This window comes from Cytobacillus sp. NJ13 (assembly GCA_030348385.1).
GTDB lineage: Bacteria > Bacillota > Bacilli > Bacillales > Cytobacillaceae > Cytobacillus.
This window is the reverse complement of sequence record JAUCFP010000006.1, coordinates 2,227,848-2,243,595: the sequence shown is the minus strand read 5'-3', so window position 1 is coordinate 2,243,595 and position 15,748 is coordinate 2,227,848. Positions and strand designations below refer to the sequence as shown.

The following is a 15,748-nucleotide window of genomic DNA, read 5'->3' as shown; positions in this document are numbered from 1 at the left end:
TGGATGTTCAAAAATGAGGAAAATGAATTTTCCTTTTTGAACAAGAACCGGAAGGAGTGTTTTCTATGACAGTAAATTTATATGATTCAGCCTATGAATTAGAAAAAGCAGTGCGGGAAAGCAATGAATATAAGGCTTTAAAACAATCATACGATGATGTGAATGCAGATCCGTCTGCCAAAGCAATGTTTGATAACTTCCGCAAAATCCAGATGGAACTTCAGCAAAAACAAATGATGGGCCAGGATATTACACAGGAAGAAGTAGAACAGGCACAAAAGACAGTCGCCCTTGTACAGCAGCACGCCCAAATCTCAAAGCTTATGGAAGCAGAACAGCGCATGAGCATGATGATTGCAGAAATGAACAAAATCATCATGAAGCCTCTTGAAGAGCTTTATGGTGCAGTTGAATAATTAGCATTGGAAAACTCCCGGAATTGATTTCGGGGGTTTTTTAATAAGAAAAAGCATTATCCCTATTAAACTGAACGAGGTTTGGGTACCTTTATGATAGATGTTGATTTACAGTAAGGGGGCAGCAAATTGAAAAAAGCCATTTTTCTTGACCGGGACGGAGTTTTGAACGAGGTTTTATCTGACAGGGTGAAATTCGTTAACAAGCCTGAGCAGTTATATTTACTTGAAGGGGCGGCAGAAGCTGTGGCAGAGCTGACCAAAGCAGGTTATGAAATTTTTGTTGTGACCAATCAGGGCGGCGTGGGACTCGGTTTTTTGAAAGAAAGAGAGCTAAGGAGAATTCATGAAAGGCTACAGGAGCTTGTTAAAGAAAAAGGCGGAGAAATTAAAGAGGTGTCCTATTGCCCTCATAAACCGAAAGCCGGGTGTGAATGCCGCAAGCCAAATGCAGGCATGCTGTTGGATTTGGCGGAAAGGCACCATCTTGATCTGGCTAAGAGCATTATGGTAGGCGATCACGAGCGGGACATTGAGGCAGGCAAGAAGGCTGGCTGCAGAACTGTTTTTATCGGCTCTGATCCAACAAGTGCAGATATCCAGGCCTCATCACTTTTTGAGGCGGTGGAAGATATTTTGGAAATGCTTAAATAGGAGAGTAAAAAACCGCTTCCAGAATTGGCTGGAAGCGGCATTTTATTTTACTATGATTGCGTGGAAGGACTAGCGTGCTCCGCCAAGCTGCTGCTCAGCCATTTGCACCAGGCGCTTTGTGATTTCTCCGCCTACTGATCCATTTGCTCTTGAAGATGTTTCCGGGCCAAGGTTCACACCGAATTCTGTTGCGATTTCATACTTCATTTGATCAATTGCCTGGCTGACTCCTGATACTAAAAGCTGATTAGAATTGCTGTTTCTTGCCATGTAATTCATCTCCTTTGGTGTAGTTTTCTTGATTGTTACACTCATAGCTTTAGGAGAGAAAATAAGATTTATTCATAGGTGTATATGGTAATTTAAGGTATTTTTGGCGGACTCTAATTTGGATTTGACTTGAAATCAGCTTTGCGCTTATAAATTGGTCCTAAACGCACAGAAAAAATCTTAAGCGCACATAAATTTCCTTCATCCGCACATAAATAAATGCCATCCGCACATAACTTTCTAGAGTTCGCCATTATAAAGCTGCAGAAATCCAAATAGCCAGGAAATATAGGCACTTGCCAGCACTGCTCCAATAAAAAAGGCGAAATATGCCCAATCCTTCCAGGAAACAGAGATTTTTCGATAGAAATCCCGATTTCTATCTCCGGTAAACCCTTTTGATTCCATCGCCATCGCCGTCCTCTCAGCTTTACGGATCGCTCCGGCAAGAAGAGGAACTGAATACCTCTTAAGTTCTGCCATTTTTTCAGAAAGTGTCCGGGCTTTGGGTACTCCCCTGATCCGGTGGGCGCTTCTGATAATCTCAAATTCTTCTTTCATTAATGGCAGAAACCGATAGCCTGCCATGATTCCATATGCAAGCTTTGGAGGGAGCCGGCATTGCTGCATGAGACTGAGCAGGAATTCTGTCGGCTTTGTGGTTAAAATGAACAGAAGGGACAGAGAGGTAAAACTTAAAACCCTCATTCCAAGAGATAGGGCACGCTGAAAGCCCTCCTCAGTCAATGTGAAGATCCCCCATGTCCATAGAATGGTTTCTCCTTCAATAGTCTTTGTAAAAATCAGAGCTGACCAAATATATATTATAGCCATGAAGATAAACGGCGAGAAAAGCAAAATCCATCTTTTGAATGAAACCTTACCAAAAATAAAGGTGGCTCCTGCAGTCACGACTAAGGTCAGAAAAGGAGTAACCGGGTCAAAGAAAACTGACAAAATCAATACACAGACAACCACAGTCAGAGCTTTTATGCTTGGGTTAAATTCATGTAAGAGCAAGCTTGTTCCTCCCTTCCACGGCACCCAGTTCGTTCCTGAGTTTTTCAGTGTAAGAAACTTTTAGAGAAGCAATCTTCATAATCTCATGTTTCTTCCATAATGAATCAGGCAATCCCTCGTAAATCTTCTCTCCTTCTGAAAGGACAATCACTTTATCGGCATAGGAATGCAGGATTTCCATGTCATGAGTGATCATCACCACGGATCCTCCGCTATGAATCTTAGTTTCCAAAAGCCCCATAAGCTCCGCAGAGGTCCTGGCATCCTGTCCAAATGTCGGTTCATCAAGGAGCAGCAAATCCTGTTCATTCACAAGCATTGATGCAACACTAAGCCGCCGCTTTTGTCCCTGGCTTAAGGAAAAAGGATGCATGTCAGCGTGCTGAAGCAAATTCACCTGATCCAGAACAGCATGAACCATTTTTTGTATATCGGCATCTGGTATTCGCTGAATTTTTAAACTGAAGGCAATTTCACCATATACAGAATCTGCAATAAATTGGTGTTCGGGATTCTGAAAAACGTATCCTAATTTTAGTCTTAACTCTTGCTCCTTCCACTGGGAAAGGGAGCGATCATTAAAAAGAATATTGCCTTTGGATGGAGCAGATAATCCTGCCAGCAGTCTGGAAAGCGTTGTTTTTCCTGATCCATTTGAACCGGCTATTGCCACAAATTCACCTTTTTTAACAGAAAAACTAATATTTTTAAGCAAATCCTTCCCATCTTTATGAAAAGAGAGATTCTCTGCCGACAGGATGATCTGCTCTTCAAAGCCTTGATGTATAGTCTTCCTGTTATCTAAAATCTGAAGTGCAGCAGAGGGATTTACAAATCCAGCAATTAGCTCCCGATCAGTTAAAGGAAGCTTTTCCCCGCTGTAAATCCCAGCTTTTTTACCTAATAGGCCTGCTCTTACTGCGCTTGGCAGCCAAATACCCTCAAGCAGAAGTTCTTCTGCATACTTATTAAAGCAGTCTGCCGTGCTTCCATTAAATAAAATTTCGCCATCCTGGTTTAGCACCACGCAGCGGTCGGTCAAATCAACCCAATCATCAAGCTTGTGCTCAATGATTAGAAGGGAAAAGGATTGCTCTCCTTTAAGCTGTTTGATGATGCGGGTAAGTTCATAGCTTGAAGCCGGGTCAAGATTGGCTGTCGGTTCATCCAAAATCAGGATATCCGGTTTTAATGATAATACACATGCAAGTGCAAGTTTTTGCTTTTGTCCCCCCGAAAGGGTATGGATTAAGGCGTGTTTAAATGGCAGAAGATGAACAAGTTCCAGTGCTTCATCAATCTTGCTCTCAATTTCTTCAGGAGGTGTTTTCATATTCTCAAGGCCGAATGCCAGCTCTTCTTCAACTGTTGTCATGCAAAACTGGCTTTCAGGATCCTGAAACACTATGCCGATGTGCTGATTAATTCCACCATTCCGGAATTCCTCCAGCATCTTTCCCTTGAAAGAAATACTGCCATCCAGTTCGCCATCAACGGCTTCCGGATACAATTTATTTAAGCAGAAAGCAAGCGTGCTTTTTCCGCAGCCGCTGGGGCCCAATAATAGAACAGCTTCCCCTGGATAAAGGCTGAAATTCACATTCTTAAAAACCGGATTCTTCACATCTTCATGCCGGAAGGACAGCTGTTCTGTTATTAGTAAAGGCTGGTTATGCTGTAATGCCATTTTTGGATTTTTCCCTTCTCAGCTCTTTTCCGATAGGAAAGCTGTTTAATGCCCCAGTTTTAGCAAGACTCTCACTCAGCCATTTCCCCAGCAATCCAGCAAGTAAAGCACTGCTAATTAGTCTCACACAAAACATGGCAGTTACATAACCGGGTGAGAGGGCAGCATAGCCGGAAATGAAATAGCCCCAAATAAAGCTTGTAACAGAAGAGCCCATGCCGGCAGCAATTAAAACCCATGTACGGTAATTGTTCCATTTTGTGGCCGCAAAAACAGCTTCTGCTCCAATCCCCTGAATCATACCTGAAAGAATCAGGCGAGGGCCTACTGCATTGCCAATCATGACTTCAATGGCTGCAGCGATGGTTTCCGATAAAAAGGCTGCACCGGGTTTTCTGATTATGTACGCTGCGATGATTGAAACAATAAACCAAATGCCAAAAATCAGATCATAGCCAATTAAGCCGAACATCGCATATAGCACGTTGCCAAATTGCATGAACACCAGGTATACAACTGCAAACACAACAGCGAGGACAGACAGGACAATGACTTCACGGAGCTTCCATTTTTCGAGCATATTACATAGCCCCCTTATTGGAAGGACTGTTCGCAGACATATTCACCGTCATGACAGTATGAGTAGAATCGCTTTTCTTACAGCTTTCGAAAGCATCTTCCAGCGTTTTAAAAACAGCGTGTGCATCTCCATCTAATCTTGAAGCATAATGGACACCTTCAGTAAACGTTCCCTGAGCCTTTGCGAGCTCGACCTGGTCCATAATGACGTTCATGTATGCAGGAATCCCCATCGGATAAAGTGCGAACTGTACAGCGACTTCCTGGCTGATTCCTGCTGATTTTTTTTCATTCGCCCTATCCTCATTTTCAGCAAGATAAGCATCGCCGGCAGTATCCCCAGGGCATCCATTTGAAAATGTGCCATTAAATACTACATGGTCACCATGCTTAACAGCTTCAAGATAAATAGCTTTGACCACATCAAAAACATGAATGGACCTTCCGCGCACACAAGTGCTCACATCATCTGTTTCCATCCATACCTTGCTTGTATCCACTTCTTTTAGAGCAGATAAAATAACATCCACAAACCTGTCAGTCATTGGATAGATTGAAAACCTGCATCCTGTAATCTCGCTTGTTCCGCATAAGAAATTTTCTTGCATTTTGTCATTCCTCCTATTTTAAATAAAAATAAAAAACTGCATTCCCATTAGGAAATGCAGTTGAATGTTATCAATACACTAGAAATGATAGCCGTCCACCTGCACTTCCCCACGCTGGTATTATCCAGATCGGGTGATAAGAGTCAGAACGGATTGTTCTTCTCAGCCATTAAAGCTCCCCTAGTGCAAAATAAGATATGCAGTTTTTATTGACTCCATCTTAATACGGTGTATACAAATTGTAAATGAATAATTTATTATTCTTAAAATCAAATGATCTATAAAAACAGATAAACACCGTCACTATGCAGATAAGCTATAAAAAAATTTCTGCATTGTCCATGTCATGTTCTAATCCAATCCTTCCCTTCATAAAAGTGTAATAGGACAATTTCACACCGAGAATAGGGGGCAAATTGGATGATATATAGAATGCTTGCTTTAAATATTGACGGAACACTACTCCAATCAAATGGAAGACTTCATAAATCAACAAAAGAAGCGATTGAATATGTACAGCAAAAAGGAATTTATGTAACACTTGTTACATCCAGAAGCTTTCCATCCGCGAAAAAAGCGGCTAAAGCATTAAAAATCAATTCTTTGCTGGTCACACACAGGGGGGCTTATATTGCAGCTTCTCAGGAAAAGCCGATATTTGTAAAAAGGATACAGGAAGATGAAACGTTTGAAATCGTGCGCCTGCTTGAAGGCTTTACCTGTCAAATCAGGCTGGTGCACGAAAAATATTCTCTTGCCAACAAAACCAAGTTAAATACCAATATGCTTGCTAAAACTGTTTTTACAACCGGGGATCCCATTTTTTACTCGCAGCAATTTGTGGATTCATTAAGTGACACCATTTTAGATGAGCCGGTCACGCCCCCAAAAATTGAAGTGTATTTTGAAGATAAAGACGATCTTGAGGATACTCATGCAGCCATTAGGGGCATGTTTGAAAATGTAGAAGTCATTAAATTGAGTGATCTGCGGTTGGACATTGTTCCTGCCGGTGTTTCAAAGCTGAATGGTTTGCTCTATTTATGTGAACATCTCGGAATTTCCCGAAACCAAATGGTCGTCATAGGCGACTCGGCAGATGATCTGGATATGATTGAAGCCGCCGGTCTCGGTGTGGCGATGGGAAATGCTCCTGCAGAAGTAAAAAAAGCAGCCGACTGGCTGACCCGATCCAATGACCAGAACGGCGTAAGCTACATGGTTAAAGAACATTTCCGCAAGCAGCATCCAATCGATTTCCTGAAGAAAATGAATCTATTAAAATAAAATCAATGAAAGAGAGTTCGATTAGGTAATCGGCTCTTTTTTTGCTTTGCAAAACTGGCAAAGGAGAAAGGAAGAAGAACCCTGAATAAATATAAGCAATCCATTAGGAATTATTCCCCTTATATTGACCTTGTTTCCCCATTTCTGTACACTAAAAGAAGTTTGTCAACATGAAAAATAGACACTTTTCAGCTGCCTGAAGAAAACGAAAACATCGGCAGATTTAATATATTTTCTAAAAAAGGTGATCGATTTGAATATTTCAATTTTGGGTTTACAGGATGAACGGTTCCATCGGCCGCTCCGGCTGATCGGGAACCTCTTTTTTGAAGAATGTACGGTGACGCTGGGTGAGAATGCTGCAGCTGATCTGACAATTAATTTTCAGCTTGAAAATGGAAAACACATTAAAGCCATTGCAGATCTTACTGATAAAGATGGCAAGAACCTTTCAGCCAATTTTGAGAAGGAATTCGTTCCGGCTGAGTCAGAAAAAGAGAATTTCAAACAAATGAAAAATGCAGTATCCCATGTATATCTGACTGTTTTGCAGGATTGGACAGGCATTATTCAAAAGTGGGGAATTCTGACGGGGGTACGTCCCACAAAATTGCTTCACCGTGCCATACAGCAGCAGACACCTCTTCATGAAGCACATCAGCAGCTGAAGGAAGAGTATTTGATTACAGATGAAAAAACCCAGCTTATGCAGAATATCGTAGACAGGCAGCTTGCTGTCGTACCGGATCTTTATGACTTGAAAAATGAAGTCAGCATATATATTGGCATTCCATTCTGCCCGACAAAATGCGCATATTGCACTTTTCCTGCATATGCGATTAATGGCAGGCAGGGTTCTGTAAATTCATTCCTTGGCGGTCTGCATTACGAAATGCGCAAAATTGGGGAGTGGCTGAAAGAAAATGATGTGAAAATTACTACTGTCTATTACGGAGGAGGTACTCCGACAAGCATTACGGCGGATGAGATGGATATGCTTTATGAGGAAATGTATGAATCTTTTCCAGAAGTAGAAAACATACGGGAGGTCACTGTAGAAGCCGGCCGTCCGGATACGATCACACCTGAAAAGCTTGAAGTGCTGAAAAAATGGAATATTGACCGCATCAGCATCAATCCTCAGTCCTATATTCAGGAGACCCTGAAAGCCATTGGCCGCCACCATACAGTGGAAGAAACCGTGGATAAATTCCATCTGGCCCGCAATATGGGAATGAATAACATCAATATGGATCTGATTATTGGGCTTCCTGGAGAAGGCGTGCCGGAATTTTCACATACTCTGGATGAAACTGAGAAATTAATGCCGGAATCCCTGACAGTTCATACTTTATCCTTTAAACGAGCTTCGGAAATGACAAAGAACAAGCAAAAATATAAAGTTGCCGAACGTGAAGAAATTGAAAAAATGATGGTCATGGCTGAGGACTGGACAAAAGTGAATAATTACCATCCTTATTATCTTTACCGTCAGAAAAATATTCTCGGCAATCTTGAAAATGTCGGCTATGCCCTTCCGAATCAGGAAAGCATCTATAACATCATGATTATGGAAGAACAGCAGACAATCATTGGGCTTGGATGCGGGGCTTCCAGTAAGTTCATTGATCCGCAGACAGGTAAAATCACTCATTTTGCAAACCCAAAGGATCCTAAATCGTATAATGACAGTTTTGAGCATTATGCAGCAGAGAAATTGAAAATATTAAAAGAACTTTTTAATAAACATGAATCCCTGGCCGAATAGGCAGGGATTATTTTGGAGAAATATTTTAGAAAATTTAGAAAAATATTAAAGGATTTCCTGAAAATAAAGAGAATGAAATAGGTAATAAAGATCATAGAATTCTATGAATCTGAATGTAAGCGTTTTCTTAAAAGGGGGAATTATAATGATGATGCAGACGCCTTTGACTATGACGCAAATGATAAAGCGCGCAGAAAAGTATTTTCCAAGGAAGACGGTCTTTTCAAGAACGGCCGGCGGAATTCAGAGATTTACATATAAGGAGATTGCAGAACGGACCAGGAAGCTGGCAGAAAGCCTGCAAAATCTAGGAGTGGAAAGAGGGGACAAGGTCGGGACACTTGCATGGAACCATCATCGCCATCTAGAAGCTTATTTTGCAATTCCATGCAGCGGAGCCGTTCTCCATACGATTAATATTCGTCTGTCACCTCAGCATATTACTTATATAATTAACCATGCTGAAGATAAGGTGCTGCTGATCGATCCTGACATTGTACCCCTAATTGAGAAGGTTAAGGATGAACTGAAGACGGTCAAGGCGTTCATCATTATGACTGATGAAGGTGAAATCCCGGAGACTTCTCTTTCGCCGGTTTATCACTATGAAACACTTATCAAAGAAGCAAGCGGAGCATATGAATATCCTGATGATCTGGATGAAAATTCAGCAGCTGGAATGTGCTATACCTCAGCAACCACAGGCAACCCTAAAGGTGTCGTCTATTCCCACAGGGGTATAGTCCTTCACAGTATGGCACTGGGAATGGCAGATAGTGCAGCGGTAAGCGAGAAAGATATCGCCCTTCCGGTAGTGCCGATGTTCCATGTAAATGCATGGGGGCTGCCTTTTGCTGCTGTCTGGTTTGGAACCACTCTCGTTTTGCCGGGACCATATTTTACACCTAAACTTCTGGCTGAGCTTATCCAATCAGAAAAAGTTACGATAACAGCTGGAGTGCCGACAATCTGGCTTGGACTATTAAAAGAACTTGATGAAAATAAATATGACATGAGTTCACTCCGATCGGTTCTGTGCGGAGGATCGGCGGCACCAAAAGGCATGATTAAAGCTTTCGAGCAAAAGCACAACATTCCATTCATGCATGCTTACGGAATGACCGAAACAAGCCCTCTTGTTGTTATTTCGACTTTAAAAAGCTATCAGGAAGAGTTGTCTGCAGAAGAGAAGCTGGACATAAAAGCCAAACAGGGCATACTTGTACCCGGATTGGAAATGAAGATTGCCGGCAAGGATGGGGAAGCAGCATGGGACGGAAAGGAAATGGGGGAACTCGCCATAAGAGGACCATGGATTGCTTCTGAATATTACAAGGATGAGCGGACCAATGAGGCGTTCCGTGATGGCTGGCTCTACACGGGTGATGTAGTAACCATTGATGAAGAAGGATTTATGAAAATTGTTGACCGGACAAAAGATTTGATTAAGAGCGGAGGGGAGTGGATTTCTTCTGTTGATATCGAAAATGCCTTAATGGCTCATGAATCGGTATTTGAGGCAGCGGTTGTTGCTGTCCCGCATGAGCAGTGGCAGGAACGGCCGGTGGCTTGCGTTGTTCTGAAAGAGCCATTTAAAGGGCAGACAACAAAAGAAGAACTTTATGAATTCCTGAAGCCGCAATTTGCAAAATGGTGGCTACCGGATGAAATTCTTTTCTTTGATGAAATACCAAAAACATCAGTAGGGAAATTCCTCAAAATGGCATTAAGAGATCAGGTTCAAAAAGAATATACAGGTAATGCCAAGTAAATATCGGCCAAGTGCAGCATCCTTCTGCGGATGCTGTTTTTTAGTGCAGGTTTGGAACGTTAAAACTTGCTTAACTTCTGCTATAGTTTGTATTTGCAGCAAAAAACTTGAATAAGTGACAAAATTAAAAATTTTTAGACAAAACACTTTTTAAATATAATAATACTCTTTATAATAAAAGGAGCACAAAAAGGAGGGGAAGGATTTGGCAACAGATTTTGTAACTGATACTGTCAGCATACAGCTTGATGGGCGAGTGGCCACAGTTGAGATGAACAGGCCGGAATCACTGAATGCATTGAATGTGGAAATGATTAAGGGGCTCTTGGCTGCTATGAAGGATATAAGCCAAATGGATGAGGTGGATATCGTTGTATTAAAAGGAAAGGGCCGTGCATTTTCCTCAGGCGGGGATATTAAAACAATGCTTTTGGAAACAAATGAAAGCGATTTCCCAGTTGTGATGGATTGCATCAATGAGCTGGTTGTAACTCTATATAGCATGCCGAAGCTGACAATCAGTGCTGTAACAGGTGCAGCTGCTGGTTTGGGATTAAGCCTGGCATTGGCCACTGATTATATTTTGGCAGATAAGGGCAGCAAGCTTGCCATGAATTTTATTGGAATTGGATTAATTCCTGATGGAGGGTCTCACTTCTTCCTGCAACAGCGCATTGGCGAGGATAAAGCTAAGCATTTAATCTGGGAAGGAAAAGTGCTGACTGCAGATGAGGCTTTACAAATGGGGCTGATTCACGAAATTGCAGGGGCTGATTTAAGTACAGCTGTTGATGCGAAATTAAGCAAATGGCTTAACAGTCCAACAGAAGCAATGATTAAGACAAAGAAAATTCTTGCTGATAAAAACCGGCCGCTCCTGCTGAAAGTGCTTGAGCTCGAAAAGCTCGGCCAGCATAAAATGAGGCAAACGGATGATCACAAAGAAGGTATCCAGGCCTTTATTGAAAAAAGAAAGCCTGTGTTTAAAGGGAAATAAAGATTGAAGGAAGAAAAGCAAAGAGCTGAGCCCTTTGCTTTTTTACTACCTATGAAACAAAATCAGCTTGCCGGCCGGAGAAGTACAGCGGTGCGTTTTTTCATCCAGCCCTTTTTCCTTAAGGAGGTTTTCTCCCACACTCTTAGCTTCGTCATCTGTAGCTGCCTGGAATGATTCATCCAATATCTTTTCCCCGTCCTGTTCAAATGCAGTAAGCTTGTACGTTTTCATAATAAGATACTCCTTTATTATAAAATTCAGATAGTTACTATTATTCTTGCATAATTTTTATAAATGTGCAAAATATTTTTTAAAAGAAATGCCGTAAATTAAGATGCTAAATTTTTAAAAATAGTGAACCTTTTTTATGTTATGGCCGTATTACCAATTAGGCAAAGGAGGAGTTCGATATGGCTTTAGAGCTTGAACATGTAACAAAGCGTTTTGGCAAGTTTACGGCAGTTGATGATTTATCTCTATCTATTCCCGAAAGTGAGATGTTTGGATTCCTGGGGGCGAATGGCGCCGGTAAAACGACTACCTTCCGAATGATATTGGGGCTATTGGATCCCAGCGGAGGAAAGATTACGTGGAATGGAAATCCCATCGATTATTCAACTAGTCCGCTGATAGGCTACCTTCCCGAAGAAAGAGGCTTGTATCCAAAGCTTAAGGTCAAGGATCAGGTAGTCTATTTAGCTAAGCTGAGGGGGATGGCAAAGCAGGATTGTTTAAAGGAATTAACATATTGGCTTGAGCGCTTTAAGGTTCCCGAATATGCCAATAAAAAAATTGAAGAGCTATCAAAAGGCAACCAGCAAAAAATCCAGTTTATTACTGCAGTTATACATAAGCCAAAGCTATTAATATTGGATGAACCATTCAGCGGGCTGGATCCGGTGAATGTAGAGCAGCTGAAGGATGCTGTGCAGGATTTGAAGGATAGCGGCACAACGATTGTTTTTTCCTCCCATAGGATGGAACATGTAGAAGAACTTTGTGAGCATTTATGCATCATGCAAAAAGGACGGCCTGTTGTGCACGGGTCTCTAAAAGAAATTAAACGTTCCTTTGGTAGGAAGAATCTTGTTATCCATGCAGACTATGACTTAAGCTTTTTAGCGGATAGCAGGGGAGTGGTGAAGGCCAGACAGACAGCTGAGGGAATTCAGCTGCAGATTTCCGGGGAAGAAGCAGCTGAAGGCATTTTCAGGGAGGTTGCAGAGAAGGGTTTTGTCCGTAAGTTTGTACTGGAAGAGCCGTCCCTGAATGATATTTTTATAGAAAAGGCTGGTGCTTCCTATGAGTAATTTTATGACGATCCTTCTTCATACTTATTTAAGCAAGCTGAAGACCAAGTCTTTTATTGCAACGACCCTCATTACTGTGGTGATTGTTGCAGGGCTTGCCAACTTATCAAGTATTATTGATTATTTTAATAAGGATGATGAAGATAGAGTTGCAGTAATCGATGAGACTGGTGTGCTGTTAACTCCACTTCAGGAACAAATGGATGCTCTAAATAACAAGATAACTTTAATTGCATACAAAGGGTCTGAGGCAGAAGGGGAAACTGCTGTTAAAGATGGAGATTATAAAGGGCTTTTACTGTTATCCTTTAGTAAAGATGAGCTCCCAGAAGCGGCCTATAAAGCCAGAAGCATAGCCGATTCAGCCATCCCATCCGAATTGCAGGGCGGGCTGCAGCAGCTGAAAACACAAATGGCTGCCACTCAAATTAATCTTAGTCCAGAGCAATTAAGCAAATTATATGAGCCGGTACCTTTTGATAAAACCGCTCTTGAAGAAAACGCCAAAACAGAAGAAGAACTGAATCAGGCAAGAGGGCTTGTTTATGTTCTATTATTTATCATTTATTTTGCCGTAATCTTATATGCCAATATGATTGCCATGGAAGTAGCAACAGAAAAGTCTTCCCGTGTCATGGAAATCTTAATATCCAGTGTTTCTCCAATCAAGCAGATGTTCGCAAAAATATTGGGAATTGGGCTGCTTAGCCTGACACAGATGGCACTTATTCTATTAGTAGGTTATTCTTCAGTCAAACAAAATCTTGATTCGATGGAAGGCGGCTTTTTTGAATTTTTTGGCTTTGGAAACATTCCGGCTTCGACTATCGCTTATGCACTCATCTTTTTCATTCTTGGATATTTCCTTTATGCCACACTGGCTGCTTTTCTTGGTTCGCTGGTAAGCAGGATTGAAGATATCCAGCAGATGATTACTCCAATGACCATGATGGTTGTGGCAGGCTTTATGATTGCTATGTTTGGATTAGGTCAGCCGGAAGCTTCTTTTGTAACAATCACCTCTTATATTCCATTCTTCACTCCGATGCTCATGTTCATGAGAGTGGGGATGCTGTCACTGCCTGTATGGGAGCCAATTCTTGGAATCGTGATCCTGCTGGCTGCCATTATTTTACTGGCTGTATTTGGAGCGAGAGTATACAGGGGCGGAGTATTGATGTATGGAAAGTCGAATTCCTTTAAAGATATCAAAAAAGCCTTACAGCTTACTAAAAACGATTAATATGAAAAAAGCTCCGTCTTTAAGAAACGGAGCTTTTTTCAATGGGGTTTTTTTAAGAAAACAGTGCCTTTAATCCTTCGAATCCAAAATAAAGCCCAAAACCAATCAGCGATATTCCTGAAAGAATAGAAATGACGATAATCCCTTTTGAAGTAAGGAATCGGCGAAACCCTGTGGTCAGTCCTGCGACAAATAAATCCCATAGCATGAGTCCCAGAAAAATCATTGTACTGTATAAAAGGAGTTCTGTTTTTCCATAGGCTGCTGCTGTTTTTGCAAGAACCGAACCGTAGATGCCCAGCCAGAACAGAATGGAGAGAGGACTGGATATGGACATAATGAATCCGGAAAAAAAGCATTTATACAATGAATCCCGGCTCCGCACATAGCTTATGGAAATTTTATTGGCATTTGCAATGCTCTCGATCCCTGTATATAAGAGAATAAATCCTCCAAAAAGCCACAGGAAAATCTGTACGATAGGGGCGTCCAAAAAATGGACAAGGCCAAGGTATACAACCAGCATATAAAAGGCATCAGCAAACATGGAGCCCACTCCAACAATCCACGCATGCCAAAATCCATTTTTTATCCCCTTTTCAAGCCTGACAGCATTTACCGGCCCGATTGGAGCTGCCAGGGATAGTCCGAGAAACACATAACTTAAATAAATTCCAATTCCCAATATACCACTCCGCCCTATAAATTTTCCTTGAACTGCAAACCTGTCCTAAAGGAAAGTGCCCTTGTACATTTTTATGCACAAGCTTTCCAGTCTAAAACAAACTTCAGGAAAATTATCAGAAGGGAACATATAGCAATTTAATTTCGAATAGGAACGTGCATTCGCTTTTTGAATGCGGTAAAATGAGAGAAAAGGAATGAAAGGAAGTTTACATGAAAAGAGTTACGTTTATTCATGCAGCTGATTTGCATCTGGATAGTCCAATGTCCGGTTTGAAGCATTTGCCCCCATTCATTTTTAAAAGGCTCCAGGAAAGTACTTTTGACGCATTTACGAAAATTGTTGACTTAGCCATTTTCCATACTGTGGACTTTATTATTTTAGCCGGAGATTTGTTTGACGGTGAAGACAGGAGCATAAGGGCCCAAACACGTTTTCGGAAAGAGATGGGGCGGCTGGCTGAATGCGGGATTGCTGTTTATGCAGTCCATGGAAATCATGATCATATGGATGGGCGATGGGCCCACTTGCCAATGCCGGAAAATGTCCATATTTTTTCCCATGAAGTTGAAGTGGTGAAGCATATTGCTGAAAATGGCACATCCGTTCACCTTTATGGTTTCAGCTACCCTAAGAGACATGTGGCGGAACGGATGATCGATCAATATAGCAGGGAAAATGGAGCTGACCTGCACATTGGAATCCTTCATGGTTCTTTTGAAGGCAACAGTGATCATGCTCAATACGCCCCATTCCGAATAAATGATTTGCTTGAAAAGGACTTTGATTATTGGGCTCTCGGACATATACATAAACGAGAAATCTTACTCTCCCAGCCACCCGTCATTTACCCTGGTAATATACAGGGAAGGAACCGGAAAGAAACTGGTCCCAAAGGATGCTATTTAGTTGAGCTGGATAGTTCTGGTGCAAAGACGGAGTTTCTCGAAGCTGCTCCTGTTATATGGGAGAAGGCAGAAATAGATGCTTCAAAATCGGAAAGCTATCAGGAGATTTATGAGATTTGCTTAAGTTTGATTGAAGAGAAGCGCCAAAACAGAAAGGGAACAATCATAAATTTGACACTCAACGATGTAGGCTTGTCTGATCACGAATTAAGAAGCTTGAGGAATGGTGAGCTGCTCGAATCTTTGCAGGAGGAAGAGGCAGAAGAGGAGTCTTTTGTATGGATTTCCGGTCTGGCCATGAATGAAAAAAGAATGTGGAATAAAGAAAAGCTGGCACATGAATCGGATTTTTTCAATGAGCTTTTTAAAACTGCAGGTGATTTTGCAGAAGGAAATGAAAGAGCTCTGGCCTTGTATGCACATCCCCTGGCAAGAAGGTTTTTGGGCGAGCTCGATAAGGATGAAAAACGGAAAATCGCAAATGAAGCCGAAGCACTGCTTGTGGATCTTCTATACAAAGCTGAAGGACATTGAATGGAGGTGGG

The 15,748-nt window shown here is 41.6% G+C and carries 16 protein-coding genes and 1 riboswitch; of the genes, 9 read left to right on the top strand and 7 right to left on the bottom strand.

The features are described 5' to 3' along the window. The first annotated feature begins 65 nt into the window (after positions 1-65). A complete protein-coding gene (locus QUF73_10895) occupies positions 66-416 on the top strand; it encodes a YlbF family regulator (protein ID MDM5226728.1) in 351 nt (116 codons plus the stop codon). Positions 417-545: 129 nt separating this feature from the next. Beyond that, the gene (locus QUF73_10890; GenBank protein MDM5226727.1) at positions 546-1,070 is read left to right on the top strand and encodes an HAD family hydrolase; all 525 of its coding nucleotides are present in this window, start codon (positions 546-548) and stop codon (positions 1,068-1,070) included. A gap of 69 nt (positions 1,071-1,139) precedes the next feature. Here the strand turns inward: QUF73_10890 and QUF73_10885 are convergent, their stop codons facing one another. From QUF73_10885 to QUF73_10865, 5 genes are all read right to left on the bottom strand, one after another. Continuing rightward, complete coding sequence (locus QUF73_10885) at positions 1,140-1,340, bottom strand: alpha/beta-type small acid-soluble spore protein (protein ID MDM5226726.1); 201 nt, start codon at positions 1,338-1,340, stop codon at positions 1,140-1,142. 240 nt (positions 1,341-1,580) lie between these two features. Next, complete coding sequence (locus tag QUF73_10880) at positions 1,581-2,360, bottom strand: energy-coupling factor transporter transmembrane component T (protein ID MDM5226725.1); 780 nt, start codon at positions 2,358-2,360, stop codon at positions 1,581-1,583. Continuing rightward, positions 2,347-4,047, bottom strand: coding sequence for an energy-coupling factor transporter ATPase (locus tag QUF73_10875; protein ID MDM5226724.1), 1,701 nt, complete (start codon positions 4,045-4,047; stop codon positions 2,347-2,349). Before QUF73_10875 ends, QUF73_10880 begins: the two co-directional genes overlap by 14 nt. Next, on the bottom strand, positions 4,031-4,627 hold the full coding sequence (locus QUF73_10870) for an ECF transporter S component (GenBank protein MDM5226723.1): 597 nt from the start codon (positions 4,625-4,627) through the stop codon (positions 4,031-4,033). Before QUF73_10870 ends, QUF73_10875 begins: the two co-directional genes overlap by 17 nt. Before the next feature lies 1 nt (position 4,628). Next, on the bottom strand, positions 4,629-5,234 hold the full coding sequence (locus tag QUF73_10865) for a YkoF family thiamine/hydroxymethylpyrimidine-binding protein (protein ID MDM5226722.1): 606 nt from the start codon (positions 5,232-5,234) through the stop codon (positions 4,629-4,631). Between the two features lie 89 nt (positions 5,235-5,323). Then, a riboswitch (TPP riboswitch) is annotated at positions 5,324-5,426 on the bottom strand. A gap of 228 nt (positions 5,427-5,654) precedes the next feature. Here QUF73_10865 and QUF73_10860 point away from each other — a divergent pair. From QUF73_10860 to QUF73_10845, 4 genes are all read left to right on the top strand, one after another. After that, a complete protein-coding gene (locus QUF73_10860; protein ID MDM5226721.1) occupies positions 5,655-6,521 on the top strand; it encodes a Cof-type HAD-IIB family hydrolase in 867 nt (288 codons plus the stop codon). Positions 6,522-6,774: 253 nt separating this feature from the next. Then, positions 6,775-8,289 carry a coproporphyrinogen III oxidase gene (locus tag QUF73_10855; GenBank protein MDM5226720.1) on the top strand — a complete coding sequence of 505 codons (1,515 nt, stop codon included), beginning with the start codon at positions 6,775-6,777 and terminating at the stop codon, positions 8,287-8,289. A 148-nt stretch (positions 8,290-8,437) separates the two neighbouring features. After that, entirely contained in the window at positions 8,438-10,060 is a 1,623-nt protein-coding gene (locus tag QUF73_10850; GenBank protein MDM5226719.1) for a long-chain fatty acid--CoA ligase, read from the top strand. Positions 10,061-10,265: 205 nt separating this feature from the next. After that, a complete protein-coding gene (locus QUF73_10845; GenBank protein ID MDM5226718.1) occupies positions 10,266-11,057 on the top strand; it encodes an enoyl-CoA hydratase in 792 nt (263 codons plus the stop codon). A 45-nt stretch (positions 11,058-11,102) separates the two neighbouring features. Here QUF73_10845 and QUF73_10840 read toward each other — a convergent pair whose 3' ends face one another. Continuing rightward, positions 11,103-11,288 carry a YhzD family protein gene (locus tag QUF73_10840; GenBank protein ID MDM5226717.1) on the bottom strand — a complete coding sequence of 62 codons (186 nt, stop codon included), beginning with the start codon at positions 11,286-11,288 and terminating at the stop codon, positions 11,103-11,105. A 179-nt stretch (positions 11,289-11,467) separates the two neighbouring features. Here QUF73_10840 and QUF73_10835 point away from each other — a divergent pair, with 179 nt between their 5' ends. Both QUF73_10835 and QUF73_10830 read left to right on the top strand, forming a co-directional pair. Next, positions 11,468-12,367 (top strand): ABC transporter ATP-binding protein, encoded by a 900-nt coding sequence (locus QUF73_10835; protein MDM5226716.1) that lies wholly within the window; start codon positions 11,468-11,470, stop codon positions 12,365-12,367. Then, positions 12,360-13,610 (top strand): ABC transporter permease, encoded by a 1,251-nt coding sequence (locus tag QUF73_10830; GenBank protein ID MDM5226715.1) that lies wholly within the window; start codon positions 12,360-12,362, stop codon positions 13,608-13,610. Before QUF73_10835 ends, QUF73_10830 begins: the two co-directional genes overlap by 8 nt. A gap of 52 nt (positions 13,611-13,662) precedes the next feature. Here QUF73_10830 and QUF73_10825 read toward each other — a convergent pair whose 3' ends face one another. Next, positions 13,663-14,295, bottom strand: a complete 633-nt coding sequence (locus QUF73_10825) for a LysE family transporter (GenBank protein ID MDM5226714.1) — start codon at positions 14,293-14,295, stop codon at positions 13,663-13,665. 212 nt (positions 14,296-14,507) lie between these two features. Between QUF73_10825 and QUF73_10820 the strand changes: the two genes are divergently transcribed. Then, the gene (locus QUF73_10820) at positions 14,508-15,737 is read left to right on the top strand and encodes a DNA repair exonuclease (protein ID MDM5226713.1); all 1,230 of its coding nucleotides are present in this window, start codon (positions 14,508-14,510) and stop codon (positions 15,735-15,737) included. Positions 15,738-15,748 lie beyond the last annotated feature (11 nt).